General features: G+C 62.4%; 25 protein-coding genes and 1 riboswitch. Of the genes, 17 read left to right on the forward strand and 8 right to left on the reverse strand.

Annotation, left to right across the window (positions count from 1 at the left end; translation table 11 throughout):
- Positions 1 to 85: 85 nt before the first annotated feature.
- Complete coding sequence (asnB, locus tag ACFRFQ_RS20860; RefSeq protein ID WP_378661681.1) at positions 86 to 2,011, reverse strand: asparagine synthase (glutamine-hydrolyzing); 1,926 nt, start codon at positions 2,009 to 2,011, stop codon at positions 86 to 88.
- A 321-nt stretch (positions 2,012 to 2,332) separates the two neighbouring features.
- Here asnB and ACFRFQ_RS20865 point away from each other — a divergent pair, with 321 nt between their 5' ends.
- From ACFRFQ_RS20865 to ACFRFQ_RS20880, 4 genes are all read left to right on the forward strand, one after another.
- Positions 2,333 to 3,397, forward strand: a complete 1,065-nt coding sequence (locus ACFRFQ_RS20865) for a cytochrome c oxidase subunit II (protein WP_378661684.1) — start codon at positions 2,333 to 2,335, stop codon at positions 3,395 to 3,397.
- Between the two features lie 39 nt (positions 3,398 to 3,436).
- The gene (locus tag ACFRFQ_RS20870) at positions 3,437 to 3,853 is read left to right on the forward strand and encodes a cytochrome c oxidase subunit 4 (RefSeq protein ID WP_033231032.1); all 417 of its coding nucleotides are present in this window, start codon (positions 3,437 to 3,439) and stop codon (positions 3,851 to 3,853) included.
- A 108-nt stretch (positions 3,854 to 3,961) separates the two neighbouring features.
- The gene (locus ACFRFQ_RS20875; protein ID WP_378661688.1) at positions 3,962 to 4,270 is read left to right on the forward strand and encodes an antibiotic biosynthesis monooxygenase family protein; all 309 of its coding nucleotides are present in this window, start codon (positions 3,962 to 3,964) and stop codon (positions 4,268 to 4,270) included.
- Positions 4,267 to 5,244, forward strand: a complete 978-nt coding sequence (locus tag ACFRFQ_RS20880) for a helix-turn-helix transcriptional regulator (RefSeq protein WP_378661691.1) — start codon at positions 4,267 to 4,269, stop codon at positions 5,242 to 5,244. Before ACFRFQ_RS20875 ends, ACFRFQ_RS20880 begins: the two co-directional genes overlap by 4 nt.
- A gap of 77 nt (positions 5,245 to 5,321) precedes the next feature.
- Here ACFRFQ_RS20880 and ACFRFQ_RS20885 read toward each other — a convergent pair whose 3' ends face one another.
- The 4 genes from ACFRFQ_RS20885 to ACFRFQ_RS20900 all read right to left on the reverse strand — a co-directional run bounded on the left by ACFRFQ_RS20885 (position 5,322) and on the right by ACFRFQ_RS20900 (position 9,660).
- Positions 5,322 to 6,932 carry a cytochrome bc complex cytochrome b subunit gene (locus tag ACFRFQ_RS20885; protein WP_378662460.1) on the reverse strand — a complete coding sequence of 537 codons (1,611 nt, stop codon included), beginning with the start codon at positions 6,930 to 6,932 and terminating at the stop codon, positions 5,322 to 5,324.
- A 59-nt stretch (positions 6,933 to 6,991) separates the two neighbouring features.
- Positions 6,992 to 8,134: a ubiquinol-cytochrome c reductase iron-sulfur subunit gene (locus ACFRFQ_RS20890; protein ID WP_378661694.1), complete on the reverse strand. Its 1,143-nt coding sequence runs from the start codon at positions 8,132 to 8,134 to the stop codon at positions 6,992 to 6,994.
- Positions 8,131 to 8,982: a c-type cytochrome gene (locus ACFRFQ_RS20895; protein WP_378661696.1), complete on the reverse strand. Its 852-nt coding sequence runs from the start codon at positions 8,980 to 8,982 to the stop codon at positions 8,131 to 8,133. The genes ACFRFQ_RS20890 and ACFRFQ_RS20895 overlap by 4 nt, the downstream gene beginning before the upstream one ends.
- Positions 8,983 to 9,045: 63 nt before the next feature.
- Entirely contained in the window at positions 9,046 to 9,660 is a 615-nt protein-coding gene (locus ACFRFQ_RS20900; protein WP_378661699.1) for a heme-copper oxidase subunit III, read from the reverse strand.
- A 128-nt stretch (positions 9,661 to 9,788) separates the two neighbouring features.
- On the opposite strand from ACFRFQ_RS20900, the gene ACFRFQ_RS20905 reads away from it, so the two are divergent.
- Both ACFRFQ_RS20905 and trpD read left to right on the forward strand, forming a co-directional pair.
- Positions 9,789 to 10,277, forward strand: coding sequence for a hypothetical protein (locus tag ACFRFQ_RS20905; RefSeq protein WP_378661702.1), 489 nt, complete (start codon positions 9,789 to 9,791; stop codon positions 10,275 to 10,277).
- 96 nt (positions 10,278 to 10,373) lie between these two features.
- Positions 10,374 to 11,465, forward strand: coding sequence for an anthranilate phosphoribosyltransferase (gene trpD / locus ACFRFQ_RS20910; RefSeq protein WP_378661705.1), 1,092 nt, complete (start codon positions 10,374 to 10,376; stop codon positions 11,463 to 11,465).
- Between the two features lie 4 nt (positions 11,466 to 11,469).
- Here trpD and ACFRFQ_RS20915 read toward each other — a convergent pair whose 3' ends face one another.
- Together ACFRFQ_RS20915 and ACFRFQ_RS20920 are read right to left on the reverse strand one after the other, a co-directional pair.
- A complete protein-coding gene (locus ACFRFQ_RS20915; protein WP_033231456.1) occupies positions 11,470 to 11,745 on the reverse strand; it encodes an Lrp/AsnC family transcriptional regulator in 276 nt (91 codons plus the stop codon).
- A 40-nt stretch (positions 11,746 to 11,785) separates the two neighbouring features.
- Positions 11,786 to 13,570, reverse strand: coding sequence for a DEDD exonuclease domain-containing protein (locus ACFRFQ_RS20920; RefSeq protein WP_378661708.1), 1,785 nt, complete (start codon positions 13,568 to 13,570; stop codon positions 11,786 to 11,788).
- A 525-nt stretch (positions 13,571 to 14,095) separates the two neighbouring features.
- Positions 14,096 to 14,273, forward strand: a riboswitch (cyclic di-AMP (ydaO/yuaA leader).
- Positions 14,274 to 14,288: 15 nt separating this feature from the next.
- Between ACFRFQ_RS20920 and ACFRFQ_RS20925 the strand changes: the two genes are divergently transcribed.
- From ACFRFQ_RS20925 to ACFRFQ_RS20940, 4 genes are all read left to right on the forward strand, one after another.
- Positions 14,289 to 14,864, forward strand: a complete 576-nt coding sequence (locus ACFRFQ_RS20925) for a C40 family peptidase (protein ID WP_138869124.1) — start codon at positions 14,289 to 14,291, stop codon at positions 14,862 to 14,864.
- 328 nt (positions 14,865 to 15,192) lie between these two features.
- The gene (locus ACFRFQ_RS20930) at positions 15,193 to 16,245 is read left to right on the forward strand and encodes an NlpC/P60 family protein (RefSeq protein ID WP_378661712.1); all 1,053 of its coding nucleotides are present in this window, start codon (positions 15,193 to 15,195) and stop codon (positions 16,243 to 16,245) included.
- 69 nt (positions 16,246 to 16,314) lie between these two features.
- Complete coding sequence (locus ACFRFQ_RS20935; protein ID WP_378661714.1) at positions 16,315 to 17,685, forward strand: hypothetical protein; 1,371 nt, start codon at positions 16,315 to 16,317, stop codon at positions 17,683 to 17,685.
- A gap of 45 nt (positions 17,686 to 17,730) precedes the next feature.
- Positions 17,731 to 18,858 (forward strand): glycosyltransferase family 4 protein, encoded by a 1,128-nt coding sequence (locus ACFRFQ_RS20940; protein WP_378661717.1) that lies wholly within the window; start codon positions 17,731 to 17,733, stop codon positions 18,856 to 18,858.
- Between the two features lie 96 nt (positions 18,859 to 18,954).
- Here ACFRFQ_RS20940 and ACFRFQ_RS20945 read toward each other — a convergent pair whose 3' ends face one another.
- Complete coding sequence (locus ACFRFQ_RS20945; RefSeq protein ID WP_378661720.1) at positions 18,955 to 20,766, reverse strand: AMP-dependent synthetase/ligase; 1,812 nt, start codon at positions 20,764 to 20,766, stop codon at positions 18,955 to 18,957.
- Between the two features lie 161 nt (positions 20,767 to 20,927).
- Here ACFRFQ_RS20945 and ACFRFQ_RS20950 point away from each other — a divergent pair, with 161 nt between their 5' ends.
- From ACFRFQ_RS20950 to ACFRFQ_RS20980, 7 genes are all read left to right on the forward strand, one after another.
- Positions 20,928 to 21,320 carry a polyketide cyclase / dehydrase and lipid transport gene (locus tag ACFRFQ_RS20950; protein WP_033231019.1) on the forward strand — a complete coding sequence of 131 codons (393 nt, stop codon included), beginning with the start codon at positions 20,928 to 20,930 and terminating at the stop codon, positions 21,318 to 21,320.
- A gap of 77 nt (positions 21,321 to 21,397) precedes the next feature.
- Complete coding sequence (locus ACFRFQ_RS20955) at positions 21,398 to 21,835, forward strand: SRPBCC family protein (protein ID WP_378661724.1); 438 nt, start codon at positions 21,398 to 21,400, stop codon at positions 21,833 to 21,835.
- 29 nt (positions 21,836 to 21,864) lie between these two features.
- On the forward strand, positions 21,865 to 23,091 hold the full coding sequence (locus ACFRFQ_RS20960; RefSeq protein ID WP_378662463.1) for an ArsA family ATPase: 1,227 nt from the start codon (positions 21,865 to 21,867) through the stop codon (positions 23,089 to 23,091).
- Positions 23,088 to 23,504 carry a hypothetical protein gene (locus tag ACFRFQ_RS20965; RefSeq protein ID WP_378661727.1) on the forward strand — a complete coding sequence of 139 codons (417 nt, stop codon included), beginning with the start codon at positions 23,088 to 23,090 and terminating at the stop codon, positions 23,502 to 23,504. The genes ACFRFQ_RS20960 and ACFRFQ_RS20965 overlap by 4 nt, the downstream gene beginning before the upstream one ends.
- Before the next feature lie 70 nt (positions 23,505 to 23,574).
- Positions 23,575 to 24,573, forward strand: a complete 999-nt coding sequence (locus tag ACFRFQ_RS20970; protein WP_378662466.1) for an ROK family glucokinase — start codon at positions 23,575 to 23,577, stop codon at positions 24,571 to 24,573.
- Positions 24,574 to 24,680: 107 nt separating this feature from the next.
- Positions 24,681 to 25,478 (forward strand): lysophospholipid acyltransferase family protein, encoded by a 798-nt coding sequence (locus tag ACFRFQ_RS20975; RefSeq protein WP_378661730.1) that lies wholly within the window; start codon positions 24,681 to 24,683, stop codon positions 25,476 to 25,478.
- A 66-nt stretch (positions 25,479 to 25,544) separates the two neighbouring features.
- On the forward strand, positions 25,545 to 26,036 hold the full coding sequence (locus ACFRFQ_RS20980; RefSeq protein WP_138869115.1) for a polyadenylate-specific 3'-exoribonuclease AS: 492 nt from the start codon (positions 25,545 to 25,547) through the stop codon (positions 26,034 to 26,036).
- The last annotated feature ends 16 nt before the right edge of the window (positions 26,037 to 26,052 follow it).

A 26,052-nucleotide genomic window follows, 5' to 3' on the forward strand; every position in this document is an offset into this window, starting at 1 on the left:
TCTCCCGGGCGTTGGGGTATCCCATTTGGGGGCATTTTCCTGTTTGTGACAAATCCCGTAAACGCCACCCCTGATGCCGAACGACCTAGAGGTTGACCGGGTACATCGGTTCCTGGATCTGCGGAACGATCCGCTTCTCCACGAATATTCCGTGCCACACCATGAAGGTCAGCACGGTCCACAGGCGACGACTGTGATCGGAGACGCCGTCACGGTGGTCGTTGAGCATCTTCACGACCGCTGCCTTGTCGAAGATGTGATCGGTGCCGGACTCGGCAATCTGCAGATGCGCCCAATCGAAGAGTTCGGTTCCGCGCAGCCAGTGGCGTAGCGGCACGGGGAATCCGAGCTTCGCGCGATGCAGAACATGGTGCGGCACAATGCCTTCGAGGGCCTGGCGCAACGCGTACTTCGTAGTGTCCTTGGTGATCTTCTGATCCAGCGGCACCCGAGAGGCGACGTCGAATACCTCGTTGTCGAGGAAAGGCACTCGTAGTTCGAGTGAGTTCGCCATCGTGACCTTGTCGGCCTTGACGAGGATATCGCCGCGCAGCCAGGTGAACAGGTCCAGGTGCTGCATGCGCGCAACCGGATCCCAATCGCGAGACTGCGCGTAGATCGGCGCCGTGACGTCCTGATGCGTCCACTCCGGACGGAAGTCGCGCAGAACGGCCCGCAACTGGGCGTCGTTGAAGCTGCGCGCGTTGCCGTAGTACCGCTCTTCGAGTGTCAGTGAACCGCGGTTGAGCAGGCTCTTGCCGCGTGTACCGTCCGGGATTCGCTCCGACAACTTGCCGGCCGCTCGGCGCAGTCCCTTGGGGAGATACTCGAACGGCTTCAGGGACAACGGTTCACGGTAGATCGTGTAGCCGCCGAACAGCTCGTCCGCACCTTCGCCGGACAGGACGACCTTGACGTGCTTGCGTGCTTCCTTCGCGATGAACCACAGGGGGATCAGCGCGGGGTCTGCGACGGGATCGTCGAGATACCACACGATCTCGGGGATCGCCGCAGCGAACTCGGCAGGGGAGACCACCTTGACGATGTGCTTCGCGCCGATTGCGGCGGCCGACTCGGCTGCCACGTCGACCTCGGAGTAACCCTCGCGCTCGAAACCGGTCGTGAAGGTGATGAGGTTCGGGTTGTGGCGCATGGCCAGTGCGGCGATCGCGGTCGAGTCGATACCGCCGGACAGGAACGAACCGACCGTCACATCGGCACGCATGTGCTTTGCGACGGAATCCTCGAGCGCTTCTGCGATCTCCTGGTACCGCGCCTTCTCTGTGCCAGGCGCAAACGGCTTGGCTGGGAACTTGGGCGTGAAGTATCGCGTGATCTGTGGCTGCTCACCCGGACGCACCCGCGCGAAACTGCCCGATTCGAGCCGGCGAATCTCCTTGTGCAGAGTTTCCGGCTCCGGAACGTACTGCAGAACCGTGTAGTGCTCGATCGCCCGCGGATCCAGCTCGGTGCCGATTCCGATCAGATCGGTCAGCTCGAGCAGGCTCTTCTTCTCACTGCCGAATGCGGTGCCGCCGGTGCCCGTCGCGATGAACAGTGGCTTGATGCCGAAGGGGTCGCGAGCGATGAACAGCTCGCGCGTATCGGTGTCCCAGATCGCGAACGCAAACATTCCGCGGAGGCGTCGTACCGCGTCCTCGCCCCAGTAGTGAAACGCGGCGACGATGGCTTCGGAGTCGCCCTCGGTGAAGAACTTGGCGTCGTGATCCTTCGCGAGTTCCGCGCGGATCTCGAGGTAGTTGTAGATCTCACCGTTGAACGTCAGTGCATAACGCTCCGGATTCTCCGGCGGCCCCCAGCGCAGCGGCTGATGCGAGTGCGCGATGTCGATGATCGACAGTCGATTGAAACCGAACACAAGGTGGTCGTCATGCCACGTCCCCTGTTCGTCGGGTCCGCGGTGACGCAGGCAGTGCAGTGCCTGGTCGACCTGCGCGACGGCGTCGTCGCTGGTTCCGCCAGATGTCAGTAGCCCGAGCAGTCCACACACAGCGTCCGGTTCCTCGATTCAGAATTTTTTATTGCAGAAGGCTCCCGGACGTATGCATCGGGGAGAGGTCAACGAACTCTTCCTGGAAAGTATGCCGCAGATCCGTCCGTGCGCCGATCAGCGGCGAGCGAATTGCAGTGATGTAGGTCGCTGACGATGCCTGACCTGTTCCTGAGCTGCGCCTGAGAGATTTGTGTGACGTCCGACGCGACACGGTGTAGGACCCGGGGATGGATACCGGCCACCTTTGGTCTACGCTGCGTAGTAATTGGGCCTTCCATTCGAGGTGCCCTAGTTGAATTTTGCGGCGATCAGGAAGGCGTGAACGTGGCGCAAGGTCGGATCCTTCGGCGAGCTGGGCTGGCAGTATCTTTGGGCATTGCTGCCTTGCTGCTGTCGGGTTGCTCCATCGACAATGAAGTGCTTCGTTTCGGGTGGCCCTCGGGCATCACTCCTGAAGCGACGCGCATGCGAGAACTGTGGACGTGGTCGGTTGTCGCCGCCCTCTTCATGGGTGTGCTGGTGTGGGGACTGGTCTTCTGGGCCGTAATCTTCCACCGTAAGAAGAAGGACTCGCCGGAGTTCCCGCGTCAGACGGCATACAACGTGCCTCTCGAACTCGGTTACACGGCAGTTCCGTTCGTCATCATCGCGGTTCTGTTCTACTTCACCGTTGTGGTCCAGAACCATGTTCTCGAGCGCACGGAGAACCCCGACGTCGTTGTCGACGTCACCGCATTCCAGTGGAACTGGAAGTTCGGTTACCGCTCCATCGAGTTCGGTGACGGAACAGCCAAGTACAACGGCATCGATCTCGAAGCCGAAGAGGCAGCAAAGGCCGAGAGCACCACGGTCGACGCCCACGGCGAGGAGGTCCCCGGACCGATTCACGGCAACAGCGTCCAGGACCTGAGCTACCTGCACTACGACAAGATCGAGACGGTCGGAACCAGCTCCGAAATCCCGATTCTCGTTCTCCCGACGGGCAAGCGCATCCAGTTCGAACTGGCTTCCTCCGACGTGATTCACGCATTCTGGGTTCCCGAGTTCCTGTTCAAGCGCGACGTCATGCCGAACCCCAAGGAAAACCACTCCGACAACATCTTCCAGATCAGTGAGATCGAGAAGGAAGGCGCATTTGTCGGGCGTTGTGCAGAAATGTGTGGCACGTTCCACGCGATGATGAACTTCGAGGTTCGTGCGGTTTCTCCCGAGGACTTTGCCAAGTACATCGAACTGCGCAAGGGTGACGATCAGGGCAACGGCGGTCTGAGCACCGCTGAGGCATTGTCGGCAATCGGTCAGTCGCCGGTGGCTACGTCGACCACGCCGTTCAACACCGACCGCGAGTACCGTCAGGCAACAGTCGCCACCGCAGGCAACTGAGCCGGCCAGCCTCCTCACTGAACAAGGACAAGTGCTGATATGAAGATCGAAGCCAAGCTCTTCGAGATCCTGACGCTGTTTTTCATCCTCGTCGCGATCATCTACGGTGTGTTCACTGCTCTGTCCCGCACGGGAATCGAGTGGGCCGGACTCACGGCCATCGTTCTGTCCGCGGGCCTGACCCTCATCGTCGGAACCTACTTCCGCTTCGTCGCCCGTCGTCTGGACACTCGTCCCGAAGATTACGACGACGCTGAAATCTCGGATGGTTCAGGCGAGTTGGGCTTCTTCAGCCCCGGTAGCTTCTGGCCCATGCTGCTGGCTGCTTCTGCTGCCATCGCCGCGGTGTCACTGGCTTACTTCCAGCCCTGGATGATCGTGGTTGGAGTTGTCCTCATCATCGCGACCGCCGCCGGTCTCGTGTTCGAGTACCACGTCGGACCTGAGAAGCACTGACACAAACGCTCTCTACAAGAGGCGCCGAATCCCTCGCGGGGTTCGGCGCCTCTTGTGTTTCGGTGGGGGAGTACGAGAGGTGCCGCTGATCTCTGCGACACTCGACACATGATCCTCGAACATGCACTGCTTCAAGTTGATCCGGCCCTCTCCGAAGAATTCGAGAATGCGTTCGCTACGGCAAAAGCCATCATCTCTGCAGTGCCGGGCTTTATCCGTCTGCGTCTGTCGCACTGCATGGAATCGCCGCAGCAATACCTACTGCTCGTGGAGTGGGAGAGCCTTGAAGCGCACACGGTGGTCTTCCGGCAGTCCGAGGGCTACCAGCGGTGGCGCGAGCTTCTCCATCGCTTCTACGACCCCTTTCCGACTGTCGAGCACTACGAGACGGTGTTCGAGGAAGGGGCCGGGACATGAACCGGACCACCGAACTGGCTGAGTTCCTCGATATCGCGTTACGCGGTCGGATCGAGAGCGTCTCCGACCTTGCCGAAGTGACCGGCGGGTCGATGGATACGACGGAAAAGACTGTAGCGCGACTCGAAGAGTTCGGATTCCTCTCTCTCGCAGACGGAGTCATCACCTACCGACGCCCTGACGCCACCATCGCCGATGTCACGCAGCGCATCCTGGCCGGCGTGACGCACGATCTCGAGTCCGGTATTGCGAGGACCCAAGGGGTACTCGAATTGCTACCCAAACTGATACAGGCCTGGGAGCACGGTGACGCCGATGTCCACGGTTTGCCCGTCGACGTGATGCACGGGCCGTTTGCCGCCCCGGACATGTACAAAATACAGGCGTCACGTGCGAAGCCCATAGCCTCATACGCGTGTATGCCTGACACGGTGCCGCTGTATACGGTGCTGGCCGAGAAGAAGCCAGGGTCGTACTGGAAGGAGAACGGCGGACCCAACCACGACATCCGCCTTATCGTCAGCACTGCCGACGCGAACACCGATCTGTGTCGCAATCAGCTCGCGGATGAAATCGATGCCGGATCTCAGGTTCGGATGCATCCGAATCCACCGAGCTTCTTCTGGATTCTCGATCACAAGACCGTGGGAATGCCTTTCAACTGGGGAGAGGCGTGGCCCAGTAGCGTGATGGCCGTTCAGTCCCCGACGTTCGCATCCATCATGACCTGGATCTACCACCGAGTGTGGGAGGAATCAGTTCCGGTGCTCGGGCACGGCCACTCGTGGGAAAACCCGTGGGATCCGATATTGAAACTGATGAATGCCGGTTTGACCATGGAGTCCGCGTCGATCACCCTGGGATTAACTCCGAGGACAGGGAGGCGTCGGGTCGCCGACGCCATGCGCCACTACGGTGTGTCCAGCCAATTCTCGCTCGGCGCCGCCTGGAACGCCGCACGCGACCGCCACTAGGCATAGAACAAGGTCGCCGCAACCTCTCAACGAGAGTGTTGCGGCGACCTTGTCGTTATTCGTTTTCTTGCGACGATCTAGTGGAGTTCTCCAGTGGAATCGTCCGACTTGCCGTTGCCGTGAATACGGTTCTGGTAGTCGAGCAGAATCTGAAGCTGCTCATGCTCACCGGCGTGCTGTGCGGCTTCGAGAGCTGCGCTCTCCTCCACCGGGTCTGCCTTGGTGAGGCTGCCTGAGCCGGGCTTGCCGGCGAGGCCGAGCTTGTTCATCTTCTTCGGAACAGCTGCACCCTGGTACTCGAGGGGGATCGGGTGACCGTGATCGTCGACGGGTCCGAGCGGCTGATGGATTTCGATGTACTGACCGTTCGGCATCCGCTTGATGATGCCGGTTTCGATGCCGTGCTCGAGCACTGCACGGTCACTGCGCTGCAGACCGATGCAGAAGCGGTACGTGATGAAGTACGCGAGCGGCGGAAGAACGATCATGCCGATGCGGCCGATCCACGTCATTGCGTTCAACGAGATATGCAGGTGGTACGCGATGATGTCGTTGATGCAGGAGATCGTCAGCACTGCGTAGAACGCGATAGCCATTGCGCCGATTGCGGTACGAACCGGAACGTCGCGGGGACGCTGCAGGATGTTGTGGTGAGCGTCGTCCCCGGTGAGACGCTTCTCGATCCACGGGTACGCGAACAGCAGGCCGAAGACGAGGCCCATGATCAAGGCGACGGCAAACACTGCGGGGATCGTGTACCGGTCGAACAGATAGATCTCCCAGGCGGGCCACAGTCGTGCAAGTCCGTCCGTCCACATCATGTAAATGTCAGGCTGAGAACCAGCGGAGACCTGAGATGGGTTGTACGGACCGATATTCCACACCGGGTTGATCTGGAACAGACCACCGAGCAGTGCGAGCACACCGAACGTGATGGCGAAGAATGCGCCACCCTTCATGGCGAAGACCGGAAGAATACGAACGCCGACGACGTTCTCTTCGGTACGGCCGGGGCCGGGGAACTGCGTGTGCTTCTGGTACCAGACCAGTGCGAGGTGGCCGGCGATCAGCGCAAGGATGATGCCGGGGAAGAGCAGCACGTGAGCAACGTAGAGACGCGGGATGATGAGATCGCCGGGGAAGTCGCCGTCGAAGATCATCCAGTGCAGCCAGGTGCCCACGATCGGAACACTCATCGTGATACCACCGAATGCGGCGCGGAGGCCGGTGCCGGAAAGCAGGTCGTCAGGGATGGTGTAGCCGAAGAAGCCTTCGAACATCGCCAGGACCAGCAGCAAGCAGCCGATGACCCAGTTGGCCTCACGCGGGCGTCGGAACGCGCCGGTGAAGAAGATACGGGCGAGGTGCACGATGATCGACGCGGCGAACATCAGTGCAGCCCAGTGGTGAATCTGGCGAACGAACAGACCGCCGCGAACCTCGAACGAGATGTTCAGGGTGGTCTCGTATGCGCGTGACATGGTCACACCACGGAGCGGCTGGTATGCGCCCTGGTAAGTGACGTGTGCCATCGACGGATCGAAGAACAGCGTCAGGAACACACCCGAGATGAGCAGGATCAGGAAGCTGTACAGCGCGATCTCGCCGAGCATGAAGGACCAGTGGGTCGGGAAGACCTTGTTGATCTGACGGCGCATACCTGCAGCGAGGTGGTAGCGCGAGTCCATTGCCTCCGCTTGACCTGCTGCAGCAGCGGCGATCTTTGTCGGTTTTGTGGTGGTTGTGGTCACGGTCGACGCTCCCAAAATGCCGGGCCGAGTGCTTCGATGAAGTCACCATCGGCGACCAGGAAGCCCTCTTCGTTCACTGTAATAGGCAACTGCGGAAGTGCGCGAGCAGCGGGACCGAAAATCGGCTTGCCGTACTGCAGTGCATCGAACTGCGACTGGTGGCAGGGGCACAGAATACGGTTGCTCTGCTGTTCGTAGAGCGAGGTGGGGCAACCCAGGTGCGTGCAGATCTTCGAGTACGCGAAGTAATCGCCGTAGTTGAAGCTCTCCTGGCCCTTGCGCTTCGTGACCCGCTGGGTGTCTTCCGTGCGGAGACGGATGAGCATGACCGAGTTGCGGATACCGCGCAGAGCTGCGAGCAGTGCGTGCTCGTCGCCACGATCGGATTCACGGAAGGGGAAGACCGTTTCCATGGAACCGGCGTCGAGATCCTCCGGGCGTACGAGAACGATGTCCTCGGGGCGTCCGGTGTCACGACGAAGGTAGATGGTCTCGCCCGGGTAGTTCGGGGTCCAGCCGGACACCCAGAGCGGAGAATCGTCACCCTTGGCCCACGGGTTCTTGATGAGTCCGCCGAGAGGCATGATCAGCATGACGCCGAGCGCGCCACCACCGAACATCAAGCTGCGCTTGATGGCCTTGCGGCGGGGGAAGGTGGACGTCTCCAACGTGTCACCGAGTTCGGCGACGATCGTGCGGCGATCCACCTCAGCCGATCCACCGTCGTGGCGGTCCTGAATGGACACCTCTTCGGGGATGAACTTCTTGGTGAACTGCACCGCGCCGATTCCGACACCGAGGATCGCAAGACCCATGGTCAGACCGATCAACGGTGTGTACAGGCTGTACTTGCCGTAGTTCTCGTCACCGGCGCCGGCGTACTGCCAGGGCCAGAACAGGTAGATCGCGATGAATGCGATCGCGGAGACACCGGCGAGGCCGAACCAGAATGCAACATTCCGCTCGGCGCGCTTCTCGGCCTTGGTGCCTTCGACGGCCCAACGGTCACGACGGTAGACAACGTCGACGCCGTCGAGATTGGTGCCAAGGGTGACCAACTCGTCGCGAGTCATCGCGTCGAGTTCCTCATCCGTGTACTTCTTTGGCGTATCGCCGCCCTGCTGGCCAGCGTCGCTCATGACCTTGCTCCGATCCACAATGCTGCACCAACGACAGCGACGATTCCGGCGGCCCACATGAAGAGACCTTCAGAGGCCGGACCGATGCCGCCGAGACCGTAACCACCGGGGTTCTTGGCCTCTCCGGACGACTTCACGTAAGCGATGATGTCTTTCTTTTCCTCGAGCGTCAGCTGACGATCGGAGAACTTCGGCATGTTCTGGGGGCCGGTGACCATAGCGGCGTAGATCTGCTGCTCGTTGGCCGGATCCAGGACTGGTGCGTACTTGCCCGAGGACAGTGCGCCACCGCGACCGGTGAAGTTGTGGCAGGACGCGCAGTTGAGGCGGAACAGTTCGCTGCCTCGACCGATGTCGCCACCGCGAAGCGAGGACTGAGCGATTTCGCCGTTCTCGTCACGAATGAGCGTCGGGCCACCGCCGTTGGCCTGGATGAATGCACCCAGGGCATCGGTCTGTGCAGCGTCGAACTTGGGGTCCTTGCGCTGAGCCTGTGCCTCGTTGCGTGCTGCAGGCATACGACCGGTCGAAACCTGGAAGTACACCGCCGCCTCGCCGACACCGATAAGGCTGGGACCGCGGTCCGCGACGCCCTGAAGGTTGGCGCCGTGGCACGTGATGCACGACGTGTCGTACAACTGCTTGCCTTCGCGGATAAGCGCGGCTGAATCGTCGCTAGCAGTAGCGACCTGCGGAGCGGGTGTCAGTGCCGAGGCGAGGAAACCTGCGCTGATCAATCCCATCATCAGTACGAGCGCTCCGGTGACACGCCGGCGGATCTTCCGCTGGCGACGCGTCTTCGCGGCGATCGCTGTTGTATCGGATGTGGGAGGGGGGGATGAACTCATCTGTATCCCTTTGGTATGTCGGGACGGACTGGACGTCAGGGGCTGCCTGTGGCGTTCAGCTGATTAACGGATGAAATAAATCGTTGCGAACAGCGCGATCCACACGATGTCAACGAAGTGCCAGTAATACGAAACGACGATCGCTGCGGTTGCCTGAGCCGGCGTGAACTTGCTGACTCGGGTGCGTGCGATCAAGAAAACGAAGGCGATAAGACCGCCGATGACGTGCATGCCGTGGAAACCGGTGGTCATGTAGAACACCGAGCCGTACACACTGCTGGAGATGGTGGTGCCGTGATCGACGAGGTGGATGTACTCGTACGCCTGTCCGGCGACGAAGAACGTTCCCATTGCCAAGGTGATCGTGTACCACCGACGAAGTCCGAAGACGTCGCCGCGCTCGGCCGCGAATACACCCATCTGGCAGGTGAACGACGATGCGATCAGCACCAACGTCACCGGTACAGCCAAATACAGGTTCAATTCGGTCGGCTCCGGCGGCCAATGGCCCTCCGGTGCCTGCGCCCGTGCCACGAAGTACATGGCGAAGAGCCCTGCGAAAAACATGAGCTCACTGGACAACCACACGATGGTGCCAACGCTGACCATATTCGGCCGGTTCAGCGAGTGCACGCGTTGGGTGATTGCCGATCCTGAAGTCCCTACTGCGCTCGTCACAGACAGAAGTATGACGCTTCGTCGTAAGAGACGGCCACTCGGGTCTGCCATCGGCGCGTCGTAAGGCTCGAGATCGCGATTTCGGTCGGCGTACGCGCAGGTGGCGGCACTGTGAATATGCTGACGCGATGGCAGCTACACACCAGAGTAGACGTTGGTACCTGAGAATTTTCAACAGAAAAGTTTCGCCCCCGCTCGATCCGTCGAGGCATGATCTCGAGATCGTCGCCGAAGGTTTCGACGACGTTGAATCGTGCTCGACGGCGTTGGAGCGGGGTGCGTCCGTCGAGCCGCGTTGGCAACCGGATTCGGAAGCGGTGCTGCGCCACCATCTCGATCTTCCGGCGGTCGCGCTCGAGGATGCGGAGTCGATCGTTGCACAAGACGGATATCGGCGCGCGTCGTCAGCTGCAGGCGACGGGGCAAGCGATGACGACGGCACGGTTCGCGTGGTCTTCGAACGTGTACAGGTTCTGGACGCGTTGCACTGCTCGCAGGAGCGATCGCGGATGGCTGGTTTGGCTCAGCGGCTGGGTGGGTCCGTCGCGGGTTGGGATGCGCTGCAGCCGAGGGGCGCCGCGCAGTCAGGTTCCGGGAAGGGCCGACGCACAGTGTGAGTGGACCAATTCGCGACCGCCGCACGGTGACTGACTAGGCTGCATGGGTCAGATACACCACGACTTGATTCGACTGAACCTAGGGGACCGAAGTAGATGGCCGGCACCGACGCAACCAACGCTGTGAACTCCGATTCGAGCGGTGTAGTGCGGTCCTGGCCGATGATTCTCGGTCAGCTCACCGACGGGCGCGATCTGTCGAGCGACGATTCCCGTTGGGCGATGGGCGAGATCATGTCCGACAACGCAAGTTCGGCGCAGATAGCCGCATTTGGTGTCGGGTTGAAGATGAAGGGCGAGACACCGGCCGAGTTGCAGGGCCTCGCCGACGCGATGCTCGAACATGCCAAAGCGGTGCCGGTCGATTCCGATGTGGTCGACATCGTCGGAACCGGCGGCGACCGCTCCAACACCGTGAACATCTCGACTATGGCTTCGATCGTGGTGGCCGCCTCGGGAATTCGAGTGGTCAAACACGGCAACCGGGCAGCGTCGTCGAAGAGTGGCGGCGCCGACGTGCTCGAGGCTCTCGGTGTTCGGATCAACCTGGGTCCGGAAGACGTGGCGCGATGTGTCGACGAGGTTGGCATCGGTTTCTGTTTTGCGCCGGTTTTCCACCCGGCACTTCGTTTTGCGGCGGTGCCACGTAAGGAAATCGGTATCCCGACGGCCTTCAACGTGCTCGGACCCCTGACCAATCCCGCCCGGCCCCGTGCCGGATTGATCGGTTGTGCCTTCCCGAAGCTGATCTCCGTTGTCGCTGGAGTTCTTGCGCAGCGCGGTAATTCGGCATTGGTGGTTCGCGGCGACGACGGCCTCGACGAACTGACGACATCCACGACGTCGACGGTGTACGTCGTTGCCGACGGAGCCGTGCGTACCGTCACGTTGGATCCGCGAGACCTCGGCATCGAGCGGGTGCCGCTGGACGAATTGCGAGGCGGCGACGCTGACGTCAACGCTCAGATCGCGCGCACGTTCCTGTCCGGCCAGCCCGGCCCGGTCCGGGATGCGGTACTACTCAACGCGGGTGCGGCCATTGCGGCCTTCAACGGTGTCGGTGACGACCTGGAAGCGGCGATTGCTGCTGGAATGGCCTCGGCCGCGCTCGCTATCGACAGCGGCGCGGCCGCGGAACTGTTGCGTAGGTGGGCATCGCTCACCACGGCGTTGACAGAAGGCGCCTGAGCCGTCACTCACCGAGTGAGAACCCAGCCTCGACGTCGGCGCTGGAGAAGGACTGGAACGCAATATGGGTGGCGGTTCGCGTCACTCCGGGAACCTTGTTGATGCGGCCGGTGATGACCTCTGCGATCTGGGCGTGGTCGCGGACCCTGACCACTGCGATGAGGTCGACGTCGCCTGCGCAGGAGTACACCTCGCTGACACCGGGGATGTCGGCGACGGCCTGAGCCGTCTCCGGGATCCGGGCCGATTCGGCGTGGATCATGACGATCGCGTTGATCATGTCGCTCCTCTAGTCGCGCTGGGCAGTGCTGCGGTCGAGCTTATGTCCTCGTGTCGGTGCGTCCGTGCCAGGCATCACGACGGTTGTCTGTCGGCTCGGATTCGGTTCCGGCCTTGGCGAGTCGGCACCAGTCCTCCCAACTCCCCGCGCCGAATGCGGGCTCGGTGTAGCCCGACGAGGCGGAGACGATTCTGACGCCGTCCGATCCGAGCCAGCGCACCACGAGCGCCAGTTCCTCCGGTGGCGCTCCGCGAAGTGGTGAGTTGTCGGGAAGTGCGGTCTCGGCCGACGCGACGAGAGCGTCGACAACTGGCATGGGATGGGTGCCGGCACGGGCGAGGCCGGCGGAGGCGAGCCTGCCGGCGCGGATGACGGCCAATTCCCAGCCGCCTTCCGGCGCGGGTCGCGCCAGTACCAACTGATCCAGTGCAGCGACGGCGGCAAGCTTTTGGGTGCGTCGCACTGCTGCGGCAACTGCGGCCGTCCGGTCGCGCAGTCTTGCCGCGTTCTCGAACAGCGCGGTGTCCGAGAGTTGCTCGATGCGCTCCTTCATTCGCTGAAGAGGTGTGTCGTGTACGCCGGCGAAGAACTCTCGAACTTCTGCGACTGTGACTGCGTATCGGTCCGCGGTGTCGTCTCGAGGTGCCGGGCACGAGCTGAGTTCGCGTGCGGGGCAGGCAGGCCCGTGAACCGCGCCGTGGGGGATCCGCTTGGTGCAGGTTCGCAGGCCGGTGAACTCGCACACTGTCTCGGCGATCTCCTGTGCGCTCGCGCGCGAGGTGAACGGTCCGATCGAGTGTGGGGCGGGGGTACGCACCACGGACAGGCGGGGAAAGGCCTCGTCCGTGAGGACGATCCACCATCCGCGTTTGGGGAACTTGGAGCGTCGGTTGTAGGGCGGGGTGTGCGCAACGAGGAGTCGGAGTTCCCGTACGCCGGCTTCGAGAGCGTGAGCACACTCCACATGGTCGACCCGGGTGGCCAAGGCCACCATCTCCTTCATCCGGCCACGCGTCTCGGAACCGGTGAAATAGCCCCGGACGCGGCGGCGGAGGTCCACTGCCGTCCCGATGTACAGAGCTTCGTCGGACGGGCCACGAAAGAGGTAGACGCCGGGCCTTCGTGGGAGGTCTGCGGCGAAGGAACGTTTGGCGCGTTGGTGAGCCGAGATGTTGGGGAGATAGTCGATCAGCTCGCTGTAACTGTGTACGCCTTGATTGCCGACCCGATCTATCAAGCCGTGGAGCACGTCGACAGTGGCTCTGGCGTCGTCGAGCGCTCGGTGCGTCGGTTGGGTGGAGACGCGGAACAGATGCGCGAGCGCCGAGAGCTTCACGGAGGGGGCTTCGTCGCGGGTCAGGACACGTCTGGCGAGTTTGACGGTGCAGAGGACTTGGAACGGCGGCCACGGCCGGGCCGTGCGGGAGGCAGCCGCCTTGAGGAACCCGATATCGAAGGGAGCGTTGTGGGCAACGAGAACAGAACCCTTCGCGAACTCGAGGAAGGCGGGAAGGACGCGATCGATGCGCGGAGCATCGATCAGCATTGCGTCGGTGATGCCGGTCAGTTCCACGATGTAGGGCGGGATCGACCGCCCGGGATCGACCAGGGTTGCCATCTCGCCGAGTATCTGGCCGCCGCGAATCTTGACGGCACCGATTTCGGTGATCGAATCGGTGTCAGCGCTTCCACCGGTGGTCTCGAGGTCGACGACCACAAACGTCGTCTCGCTGAGCGGAGTGTCCAGTTCGTCGAACGACAGTTGACGGCCGATAGCCGGATCGGCGTCAGCGGCGGCGGCGGTGACAGCGTCGGCATGACTCACAGCGCAGGACAGTAGAGGGATGGTCCGACACGAATCGGCCACCGTGGCTGGAAGGACCTCCGAAAGTTGAATTCGGGACTATCGGGCGTCGGACACACTCCGGCATTTGGTCGCCCGTGACACAAAAGAGACGAGCGTCACAGTTGGGCGATTTTCGACGTTCGCCAGTGCCTTCGGTCCCGCCTTCGGGTGAGGTGGATCTGCCGGTGTTGCCTGCCGTGTGCCGACGTGTAATCCGCGTCGGACGAAAAGGGGCCTACCGGTACGTAAGTAGTGCTGATCTGGGACAAACCCCGGATTGCCGACCCTGATCGAATTGGTGCGATTCGTAAGAAGTGAGGGATGGCGTCACGGAAACCGGACGTATCGTTATCCCGTTGTGACCGTTTTGGCGTATCGAGCGCGACTGCGCGCAAATTCGGATGAATCGCGCGCGAATTCGGCGATGCGGTCGACATCGCCGCGATCATTTCGTAATCTTCCTGAGACCTAACGAAGTCTTGCCGGGCCACACAGGACCGGCATCGTCAGGAACCGCCTAATCGGGATCTCCGCGAGGAACCCGAACCGGGAACCCAAGTTTCACTGGGGTGAATCCCGCCTGGGGCGTAGCAAGCGTTATCGCTACGGACCACGCGGGTAGGGCTGATCTTCCCAGCCCGAACCCGTCAGCTAACTCGGTCGGCGGACGAATGGAAGAAATGGAGCACCCCTTAAAGTGGCGTCACAAAGTTTGAAGCGTTCGGCAACACTGGTTGTCGCCGGCGCACTTGCAGCCGGAGCCTTCGCTACCACCGCTGCGCCTGCCTCGGCAGACCCCATCACCATCCCCGGTGTCGGTACGTTCGACATCCCGGGCGTCTCGATCCCCGAACTTCCCGTGATCCCCGGTGTCACGGACAACCCCGCGTTTGCACCGATCGCACAGGCCGCACCCGTCGCTCCCATCTCCACCCTTGGTGAGCAGGCTGTTCGCGCCGCAGAGAGCAAGCTGGGCGCCCCGTACGTGTACGGCGCGGCAGGCCCGGACGCGTTCGACTGCTCCGGTCTGATCCAGTGGGCTTACAAGCAGGCCGGCCTGAACATCCCCCGCACGAGCTACGACCAGGCTGCTGCCGGTGTCGCAGTCGCACAGTCCGATCTCCGTGTCGGTGACGTCATCTCCTTCTACGGCGGATCGCACTCGGGCATCTACGCGGGCAACGGTAATGTCATCCACGCTTCGACCGCGGGTCAGCCCGTGAAGCTTGCACCCGTGTCGTCCATGCCGTACGACGGTGCTCGCCGCTTCTGATCCGGTGTCACTGATCGGGTACCTGTGAAGGTCGACCTGATCCACTTGAAAAGGGGCAGTTCCACTCTGCGCAGATGTGGGCCTCGAATCAGCTGATTCGAGGCCCACATCTGTTTTTCGGTTCTGGGGTCGGAAGCCGACGGGTTCTTCACACCGTTATCGCTACTGGCGAGTAGACACAAACGTATGCCATTCCGTAACCTGATCGAGACATTAGGCGCCGCGGACGGGTAGTGTGTGTAGTTGACATCTGGCTAACAGATTCCGACCCGCTCCCGCAGGTATCACCAGCAGGCATCACAAGACATGAGACGGAGAGTCGCGTTCCGTGGTTTCATCGAGTAAGTACAGCCGAGTTCGCATCGCACTGACGGTCGGTGCGCTGGCCATCGGGCTTGTCGCATTGCCCTCGATGCCCGCCACTGCAGACCCGGCGATCACGAATCCCACCGAGGCGCTCGAGAAGCTCGGTGAACTCGCCCGAGTGTCCGAGCAGACCAACGAGGCTTTGCACAACGCCCAGATCGATCTCGACGCGAAGACGTCCGTGCAGCTCGACGCGGAAGCTCGACTTGCCGAGGATCAGGGACGGTACGACGTGGCAAAGGCCAAGGTTGCCGAGGTCGCGCCCGCTGTGAACCGTATTGCGACGGCAAATTACCAGGGCGCGCGGACTAATCGGCTCTTTGCCTTGATGGTCAGCGATTCGCCGCAGCAGCTGCTCGATCAGATGTCCGCACTCGATGTCATCTCCAACGACGCGGCGGTGCAGGTCCGCCAGTTCAACGAAGCGACGCTCGACGCTCGACAGGCGGCGGATGCTTCGCAGCAGTCCGCGGATGCGGCACGAGTTGCGGCCGATCAGGCGAAGGCGCTCAGTGACGATTTGCAGCGCAAACAGAGTGAACTTCAGGCTCAGGTTGCCGAGGTGACCAAGGCGTTCGACGATCTGACCGACGCCGAACGTGTGCAGTTGAGCGGGTCGACCTTTCCGGACGGCGTCGACGCCGGCAAAATTCTAGCTAACTTGACTCCGGGGTCTGGCACCGCGGCATTGCAGGCCGGTTTGACCCGCATCGGTGATCCGTACGTCTGGGGAGCTACCGGCCCCAACGAGTTCGATTGTTCCGGTCTTGTCGTGTGGTCGTACAAGCAGATCGGCAAAACTTTGCCGCGGTCCAGCCAAGCGCAGGCAGCCGGGGGTACACCGATATCGCGTGACCAGTTGCAGCCCGGCGACATCGTCACCTTCTACAGCGACAATTCGCATGTCGGTATCTACGCCGGCGACGGCAACATCCTCCACGCGTCGACGTTCGGCGTACCGGTGAAGGTGGAGTCGATGGCAGGTATGCCGTTCTCGACTGCTCGCCGTTACTGACCAGCGCATCCTCGCAAGTGGCTCGGCCGCTGCGACTGGGGGTTCACTCCGTCTCCTACACTCGGCATCGTGTCGAGTGACCCCATGACGTCCCCCGGAGCCGGGACGAACCGCAAGCGCCGTTGGGAGTATCCAGCTCTCATCGCGCTCGGGTGTGCCGTCGTGGTGATTCTCGGACTGACCGTTGTTCTGACCGACACCCCAGGATCGTCCGAGCGCTCTGCTGCAGAAGCCGATGTCGCGCGAGTCAACGAGGTTCAGGCTCTTCTCGATTCGTGGGCACGCGCCCAGATGTCCGACGATCCGACGTCATTGGCACAGTTCGTAGACGCTGCTGCGACCCCAGGGTTGCTCGACGCAGAGATACGACGCGCCACAGCCGCTGGTGCACTGAGTTTTTCGGATTGGGCATACGAGGTCTCGCCGGGAACTCTTGTCGAGGCTTCCCGCACCGGGTCGCCCGAGGGCGTCACGTTGTGGGGCGCTCAGGTGATCTTGCGCTATGCACTCGACGGTGTGGACGCCGCGCCGACGCGTAAGTCCGTGTTGATGACGTTTGCGGAGCGTGACGGCGCGTGGTTCGTGTTCGCGGACGGCTCGATTGTCGACGTCCTGGGTTCTGCCTCGACCGGTTCGGAATTGAGCGTCGACTCGTGGCACGGTCCATGGGATTTCGGTCCACTCGCGGTTGCGGCCAACGCGGCGGAAGATTCGATAGTCGTCGGGCATCCCGGCCAGCAGGCATTTGTCGATGCGTTGGCTGCGGATCTCGACGGGGCTGTGAAGAATACGACGCAATTGTGGGGTGATGGCTGGTCCGAGCGTGCCGTTGTGATGGTCGCCGGTTCGCCCGAGGAGTTCACGGCGATGGTCGGTTCGCAACACGACGGATCGTCCATTGCGGCTGTGTCGGTGGCGGATACGGTGCGTGACGGGGCCAGTGAGGTGAGTGGCCAGCGCATCATATTCTCGCCGGCCGCCGCATCGCGCCTGACTCCGACGACGCGACAGGCGGTACTTCGCCACGAGATGATGCATATCGCGGCGCGATCCCAGACCCGGGACGGATCGCCCATGTGGGTTCTCGAAGGGTATGCGGAGTACGCCGGCAACCGCAGTTCCGGGCGGGCGGCGCGGGAGATCGCGCCGACCCTTGCGGCCGCGGTCCGTTCCGGTGACGTGCCCTCCGGGTTTCCCGAGGATTCACAGTTCGGGGGCGTGCCGGTCGTGAGTTCCCTTGCGTACGAATCGGCGTGGTCGATCAACGCCTATGTGGCTGATCGTTTCGGCGAACCCAAGCTGACGGAACTGTTCCGCTCGCTGTCCGTGGGTCCGTCGACATCGGAAGAGATCAACCAGCACATCGTCGACGTACTCGGCGTGAGCATTGACGACCTGCGCGACGGCTGGGCCGATTGGCTGCACCGCACACTGGGCTGAAAGGCCGCAGCGGGCGCCAACTCGCCCGTGCCTTACGGTGGACCAATGCGCCGGACCCTTTTGGTGACCAATGATTTTCCGCCCCGACCGGGCGGGATCCAGTCGTATCTACATACGTTCGCGAAGCACCTTCCAGCCGACAAGTTGGTTGTCTACGCGCCGCGGTGGCGCGGTGATTCGCACAAGAAGTTCGATGCCGCTCAACCTTTCGAGGTGGTAAGGCATCCCACGACATTGATGCTTCCGACGCCGTTTGTCGCCAGACGTGCCGCGAAACTGGTCAAGAAACATGATTGCGAGTCCGTGTGGTTCGGGGCGGCGGCGCCCCTTGCACTGTTGGCGCCTGTGGTCCGCCGGGCCGGTGCGTCGCGAGTGATCGCGAGTACTCACGGTCACGAAGTGGGGTGGTCGATGATTCCGGGCGCGCGGCAGTCGTTGCGGACAATCGGTGAAAACACCGACACGGTTACTTTTGTCAGCAAATACACGCGAGGACGTTTCGCGGCGGCCTTCGGGCCGCAGGCAGCGCTGGAGCATCTGCCGTCAGGAGTGGATACGTCTGTCTTCCACCCTGATTCGGCCGCTCGCGCAGAACTGCGGACGCGGTACGGCCTGGGGGAGCGCCCGACGATTCTCTGCCTGTCGCGACTGGTGCCGCGCAAGGGACAGGACATGTTGATCAAGGCGCTGCCGACTATTCGAGCGAGCATCGACGGCGCGGTACTTGTCATAGTCGGAGGTGGGCCGTACGACGAGAAGCTACGTGAACTCGCCCGCAAGACGGGGATGGACGATCACGTCGTGTTCACCGGCACCGTGCCCGCAGCAGAATTGGCAGCCCACCACACCATCGCGGATGTTTTTGCGATGCCCTGCCGTACGCGCGGTGCAGGACTCGACGTCGAAGGACTTGGGATTGTCTATCTGGAAGCGTCGGCGACGGGTGTTCCCGTCATTGCGGGTCGCAGTGGCGGTGCCCCGGAAACGGTGCAGCAGAACAAGACCGGGCTGGTCGTCGACGGTACGTCGGTTGCCGACATTGCTGCATCGGTGATCGAGATCCTGTCAGACCGTGACAGAGCTGCCGCAATGGGCGCCGCCGGTCGGGACTGGGTGGCAAGCGACTGGAAGTGGGACACCCTCGCGTCGAAGTTGCAGGCTCTGCTCGGCTGAGACTCGAACCGAAGCACTCGAAGCTCGGTATCACCACAACGCTGTGGCCGCCACACCTCGGAAGAGTGTGGCGGCCACAGCGCATTGTGCAGGGTGTTACTTCGCGTAGATCATCTCGATCTCCGCGGCGAAGCTGGTGTGCACGACGTTGCGCTTGAGCTTCATCGTCGGGGTGAGTTCGCCTGTGTCCTCGGAGAAGTCGACCGGCAGGATCTTGAATTTCTTGATTGCCTCGGCATGCGAGACCAGCTTGTTGGCCTCGTCGATCGCGTCCTGGATCTCGCCGACCAGTTCGCCGTCGCTGACCAGATCGGCCGCGGTGGTGCCGGCTGCCTTGTTGTTGCGCTCGTTCCAGGCCGGCAGAGCTTCGGCGTCGATGGTGATCAGTGCGCCGATGAACGGCTTCTGATCACCCACCACGATTGCCTGGCTGATGAGCGGATGCGCACGCAGTGAGTCTTCGAGTTGGGCGGGGGAGACGTTCTTTCCACCTGCCGTGACGATGATTTCCTTCTTGCGTCCGGTGATCGTGATGAACCCGTCCGCATCGACTGTTCCGAGGTCGCCGGTGTGGAACCAGCCATTCTCGATCGACTCTGCGGTTGCCTTCTCGTTGCGCCAGTATCCGGTGAAGACCACAGGGCCGGAGAGGAGGATCTCGCCGTCGTCGGCGATGCGAACAGAGTTGCCGGCCAACGGTTTTCCGACGGATCCGACTTTCTGGGAGCCGATGGTGTTCACGGCAAATGCTGCGGTGGTTTCGGTGAGACCGTATCCCTCGTAGATCGTGACGCCGATACCGCGGAAGAAGTGGCCGAGGCGGGCACCGAGCGGAGCGCCGCCGGAAATGGCGAGTTGGCACTGTCCGCCGAGTGCTGCCCGCAGCTTGGAGTAGACGAGTTTGTCGAACAGTGCGTGCTTGGCCTTGAGGACGATGCCGGCGCCGCCCTTGTCCTGGGCCTCGCTCCACGCGATCGCGGTTTCCGCGGCCGCGTCGAAGATCTTGCCCTTGCCCTCGCCGTGGGCCTTTGCGCGGGCGCTGTTGTAGACCTTCTCGAACACGCGCGGTACCGACAGGATGAAGTCGGGCTTGAATTCGCCGAAGGTGGGGACGAGGTTCGGGATGTCGCTGGTGTGTCCGAGGGTGGCACCGGCGTCGAACGAGGCGATGCTGACCGCACGCGCCAGGACGTGGGCCAGGGGCAGGAACATCAGGGTGCGGACCCCCGGCGTCTTGAGCAGATCGCCGAGGTTGGAGTCGAGGATTCCCTTCGACTCTGCAATGAGGTTGGAGTGCGTCAGCTGGCAACCCTTGGGGCGGCCGGTAGTGCCGGAGGTGTAGATCAGGGTTGCGGGATCGGAGGCCTTCAGAGCGTCGATGCGCGTCTGGACCTCGTCGTCGGAGATGTCGGCGCCCAGGGCCGACAGCTCCTCGACTGCGCCGCGTCCACCGGCGGAGGCCTCGATCTGGTACACGGTGCGCAGCGCCGGCGAGGCTTCTGCGACGTCCTTGACGGTGGCTGCGTGGGCGTCGTTCTCGACAACGAGGTCGATGGCGTCGGAATCTTCGAGGATCCAGCGAACCTGCTCGGCGGCGGATGTTTCGTAGATCGGAACCGTCACACCGCCTGCAGCCCAGATCGCGTAGTCGATCAGTGGCCACTCGTAGCGGGTCGCGGACATCAGCGCGACGCGATCGCCCTGCTTGACGCCGATCGCGATCAAGCCTTTGGCAACTGCGGTTACCTGGGCGGCGAACTCACCGGCAGTGACGTCGACCCACGCGGAGCCGACTTTGCGCTTGTAGACGACGGCCGCAGGCTTCGTCTTCGCAAATGCGAACACCGAGTCGACCGCAGAGGCATCCTCGGGAATCGTGAACGTCTGGGGTGCGCTGTATTCAGGCACGAAATACCTCCGACACTGCGAAATACTGACGAGTAGGGTTTGACTCTATTCACTGTAGTCGCACGTCCGGCATAGTTGTGGCCCGGCTTACAGTCTGTCCGTTTTGCAGTGGTGTGACACCGTGCGCTCGCTCGTCGACGCGATATGTGAAGCTAACTGTCGTGAGCAGCATTCAGGTCGCAGACCAGACTTTCATCGCGGCACCGCCCGAGCGTGTCGCCGAACTGTTGTCTTCGCGCGCGCAGTGGCGCCGGTGGTGGCGAGATCTCCAGCTCGAGGTGCGTGAGGACCGCGGTCCCGCAGGCTTCCGGTGGGGTGTGTCCGGCAGCCTTGTCGGCACCATGGAGGTGTGGCTCGAACCAGTCATGGACGGCGCCATCGTTCACTATTTCCTGCACGCGGAACCGGTGGGTGTGTCGCCGTCCGGGCTGGCCGATCTCGACCTGGCCGCGATGAACCGCGCGCGGCGCGTCGACGGCAAGGTGATGTCTTTCGAACTCAAGCGTGAGCTGGAAGCGGGGCGCCCCGCAGGTGTCGCTCCGGAATCTGTGTGACGCGGTAACAGTTTTACGCCCGCATTCGGGGAGAATTGCGGGGACGACGAAGTCTCGAGGGAAGGAAGAGTAGTCGGATGGCCGAGAAAACCAAGGGGTTGATCAGCATCGACGCTCAGCCTGACGCTGTCATGGCCGTGATCGCCGATTTCGAGGAGTACCCCGCGTGGGTTGCGGCGGCCAAGTCCGTCGAGGTTCTGGACGTGGGCAGCAATGGTCGCGCGAACCGGGTGCGGTTCGTTCTCGATGCCGGAGTTGTGAAGGACAAGTACGAGCTGTCGTACACGTGGGCGCCCGACGGCATGTCGGTGAGCTGGAAACTGGTGAGCGGGGAAATTCAGAAGTCCCAATCCGGTTCGTACACTTTGCGTTCCGAGCCGGGTGGAAGCACGTCGGTTACCTACGAGCTGACGGTCGACCTGACCATCCCGATGATCGGGTTGTTCAAACGCAAGGCCGAGAAGATCATCACGGATACGGCATTGAAGGAACTGAAGAAGCGAGTCGAGGGCTGAACGCCGCGCGGGCCCGTCTTCAACTCTTCATCGGGAAGGGTGGCAGTGGAACGACGACGCTGGCGTCGGCCGCGGCGCTGTCGGCGGCGACTTCCGGTTCCAAGGTTCTGCTGATGTCGATCGATCGGCTTCATTCGCTCGCGGATGTGCTGGCGATACCGGTTCCGCACGTAGTGACTCCACTGGTCGAACAGGTGGATGTCTGGCAGCTCGACACGTTGGCGCTTGTCGAGGACAAATTCCGTGGCGTGTCAGCGCTACTCGATGCCGCCGGTTCCCACGAGCACGGTTCGTCGCTCCAGACCTTGGAGCCTGAGGAACTGACGGGTTCGCTCGGCATCGCGGACATTCTGGCGCTTGCCGAGGTAGTGCGAATGGCGTCGAGCGGCGGCTACGACGTCGTGGTCGTGGATTGTCCGTCGTCGCCGGAGGCGTTGCGGATTTTCGGCGCTCCCGCGATGGTGTCCGAGTACCTCGAGCGGCTGTGGCCGCGGCACCGACGGCTTGCGGCGGTGGCGGCGACCGACGTGCGGTTGATGCTCCTGGTGTCGGTGATCGAACGCATTGTCTCCTCGGTCGACGAGATCTCGGCGTTCCTCGCCGACTCTTCGCACACCGAGGTTCATCTTGTGACCTCGGCGCAGGAATCCGCGGCGCTGGCGACTCGGCGCACACTGTCCGGTCTGGCACTCTCTGCCCTCCCGGTTGCGCGGGTACTTGTCAATAGTGTTGTTCCGCAATTTGTTTCGCAGGAACTCGCAGATGAGGGTTCGCGCTGGTTGTCGAAGATGCGTGTCGCACAGTTGTCGGTGCTCGAAGCAATTCGCGACGCGGCCGATGGGATTGCCGTCACGGTTGTCGAACATGTCGGCACCGAACCGGTAGGGTTGGCGGCCCTGGGCGACATTGCAGTTGCGCTGGGCGACCCTGCCGATGCACTGGGCGATATTACCGTTGCACGGGGCGACGGGGCCGCCGCGCAGCCGATCCGCCATCTCGATCCGATAGCGGTGACGCTGGAATCGGGGACGGGATTGGAGTCGGTCTATGCGATGCGGATGTATCTGCCGCTCGTCGATCCGTCGTCGTTGACGTTGGGCCGGGTGGAGGACGATGTGCTGGTGGGAGCGGACGGGGTGCGACGGAGAGTGAGACTTGCGTCGGTGTTGCGGCGATGCGTCGTGACCGGTGCCGAACTCGACGGCGCCCATCTGATCGTTCGTTTCTCACCGGATCCCGCGGTGTGGCCTGCATGAACGACGATCACACCAAGCTCCTCGCCGAGTTTCGGGTGTTGGCCGAAACCGTCCTTTCCCGAGTCGAGCCGATCGTGGCACAGATGGCGGAGGGACGCACGAACACATCCACCGATCTCGAGTCCTCGGAAGAATTGCCTGCATTCAGTGGCTGCAGTTGGTGTCCGGTGTGCGCTCTTGCTGCCTTGATGCGGGGCGAGCATCACGAATTACTGGCAGTCCTGGCGGGGCATGTGGCCGTTCTCCTGGCAGTGCTGCGTGAGCTGTTGGACGAGTTTTTCGGCGGGCAGGGTAAACCGGGCGGCCATCCGGACGGTGGTCCTGACGGCGGCGTGCCGGCGCCGGACGGTACCGCACAGGCAAAGTCCCGTTCGTCGTCCTTCGTTCCGATCACCGTGACCGTCAAACGGTAAAGCTGGAACTTCGGTGCCGTTCGTGGGCACAATCGTCAAGAAGGCGTACCGAGTGTGGAGTGTGGACCGGATGATCACCAAGCGCAGCGCAAATGCCGACATCCTGACCGTCGGAATAGATGTGGGCGGCACCAGTATCCGAGCGTCGGTGGTCGACGTCGACGGCCAGGTGCTCGATACCATGCAGGCTCCGACGCCCCAATCCGCGCGGTCGCTCGAGGATGCGCTGGATCGGGTGGTCCGTGAACTGGTGAGCCGACACGACGTAGCCGCAGTGGGTTTGGCCGTCGCCGGATTTGTCACCTCGGACCACGGGGTCGTGCTTTTTGCTCCGCACCTGCCGTGGGTGAATGCGCCGGTCGGTAAGGACCTGAGCGCACGGCTGGGGTTACCGGTTGTTCTGGAACACGATGCCAATGCGGCGGCGTACGCGGAGTATCGATTCGGTGCCGCGGCCGGTGGCCGGAACGTCGTCACGGTGGCGATCGGGACAGGCATCGGTGGGGCGTTGCTGATCGGAGGTGAGTTGTACCGGGGGAGTTACGGTGTTGCGCCGGAGTTCGGTCATGTCCAGGTCGTGCCGGACGGCCGGCCGTGTGCGTGTGGCAAACGCGGCTGCTGGGAGCGGTATTGCAGCGGAACTGCATTGGTGGACACCGCAATTGAACTCCTGGCCGAAGACCCGGCAGCATCCACTGTTCTGGCGCGAGAAGTTGCCGTCGACCCGGGCGGGTTGACCGGGCGTCGAATCGCCAACGCCGCGTACGACGGTGACCCGCTCGCGCTGGCGACGATGGCGGAGTTCACGCATTGGCTGGCGGTCGGTCTGGCGATGGTCGCCGACGCGTACGACCCCGATGTCGTGGTGATCGCCGGTGGCGTGGCGAGTTCGGCGCCGCTGTTTCTCGATGACGCCCGCGAGCAGTACGCAACGTTGTTGACCGGTGCGAAGTATCGACCCCTCGCCCGAATTCGCACCGCCCAGTTGGGAGAGGCTGCGGGAATGGTGGGGGCGGCAGCATTGGCCCGTTCGGTGGTTCCAGGCATCATTTCGCCTGTCCGGCGTTGAGCCACACGTGTGGTCACCATGTCCGGTCGGGGCATGTGTAGCGAGGGTAACCGGCGCGCAGTAAGGTCGTGCACAAGGCAATTCGGGTTGTGAATGGGAGGGACGCCGTGTGGTATTGGCTCTTCAAGTATGTGTTGTTGGGGCCGATTCTCCTGCTGCTCGGGCGTCCGACGATCAAGGGGCACGAGAACATTCCCACTGACGGTGCGGCGATTCTCGCGAGTAACCATCAAGCGGTTCTGGACTCGTTCTATCTTCCACTGCGCTCGAACCGTCGAATCACGTTCCTCGCGAAGAGTGAGTACTTCACCGGGAGCGGACTCAAGGGTGCGTTCCAACGGTGGTTCTTCACAGCTGTTGGCCAGGTGCCGATCGACCGCACCGGTGCCGACGCAGCCCAGGACGCGCTTAACGCCGGTCTGCGGGTTCTCGACGGCGGCAAGCTGCTCGGTATCTACCCCGAGGGCACTCGCTCGCCGGATGGTCGACTGTACAAAGGCAAGACCGGAATGGCTCGTCTTGCACTCGAATCCGGTGTCAAGGTGATCCCGGTGGCGATGGTCGGCACCGACAAGATGAACCCCATCGGTTCGAAGATGTGGCGTCCGGCCAAGGTCACCGTCATCGTCGGGGAACCGATCGACTTCTCGCGTTTCGAGGGTATGGGGGGCAACCGCTTCGTGGAGCGGGCTGTTACCGACGAGGTCATGTACAAGCTGATGAAGCTGTCAGGCCAGGAATACGTCGATATCTATGCGGCCAGTCTGAAGAACCCGAAGCCGGCCAAGGCGGAGGATCCGCAGACTGTCGAGTCCGACGAGCCCGCCGCCCCGCTTGCTGCCGTTGCCGACCCCGATACCGAGCAGACGGATGGGCCGCACGTCCCGGACACACGCGCCAGTTAGAGATTTCCCACAACCGCTGCCCTCACATTGGCTCTCGGGCCGGGCTGTGCGGCATAGTTTCGATCTGTGCGCTACTTCTACGACTGTGAATTCATCGAAGACGGTCGAACCATCGACCTCGTGTCCATCGGCGTCGTCTGCGAGGACGGCCGTGAGTACTACGCCGTCTCGACGGAATTCGATCCGGCGCGGGCCGGAAGTTGGGTGCGCAAGAACGTTCTGCCGAAACTTCCCGCGCCGTCGTCTCCGCTCTGGAAGTCACGCGAGAAGATTCGTGACGATCTTCTGAAATTCTTCGTTCCGCGGCCGATGGTGGTTCCGGAGCTGTGGGCGTGGGTCGCGGCGTACGACCACGTCGCGCTGTGTCAGTTGTGGGGAGACATGACCGAGCTGCCGCAGTCGTTGCCGCGATACACACGGGAGTTGCGCCAGTTCTGGGAGGACAACGGCAGTCCGGCGTTGCCGCCGGCACCTGCTGACGCACACGACGCACTTGCGGATGCGAGGCACAACCTCGTGAAGTTCGACGCGATTGCCCGTGTCCGATCACTTCGTTGACCTGCTATGACGCTGA

Source organism: Rhodococcus sp. NPDC056743 (assembly GCF_042790355.1).
Taxonomy (GTDB): Bacteria; Actinomycetota; Actinomycetes; order Mycobacteriales; family Mycobacteriaceae; genus Rhodococcus_F.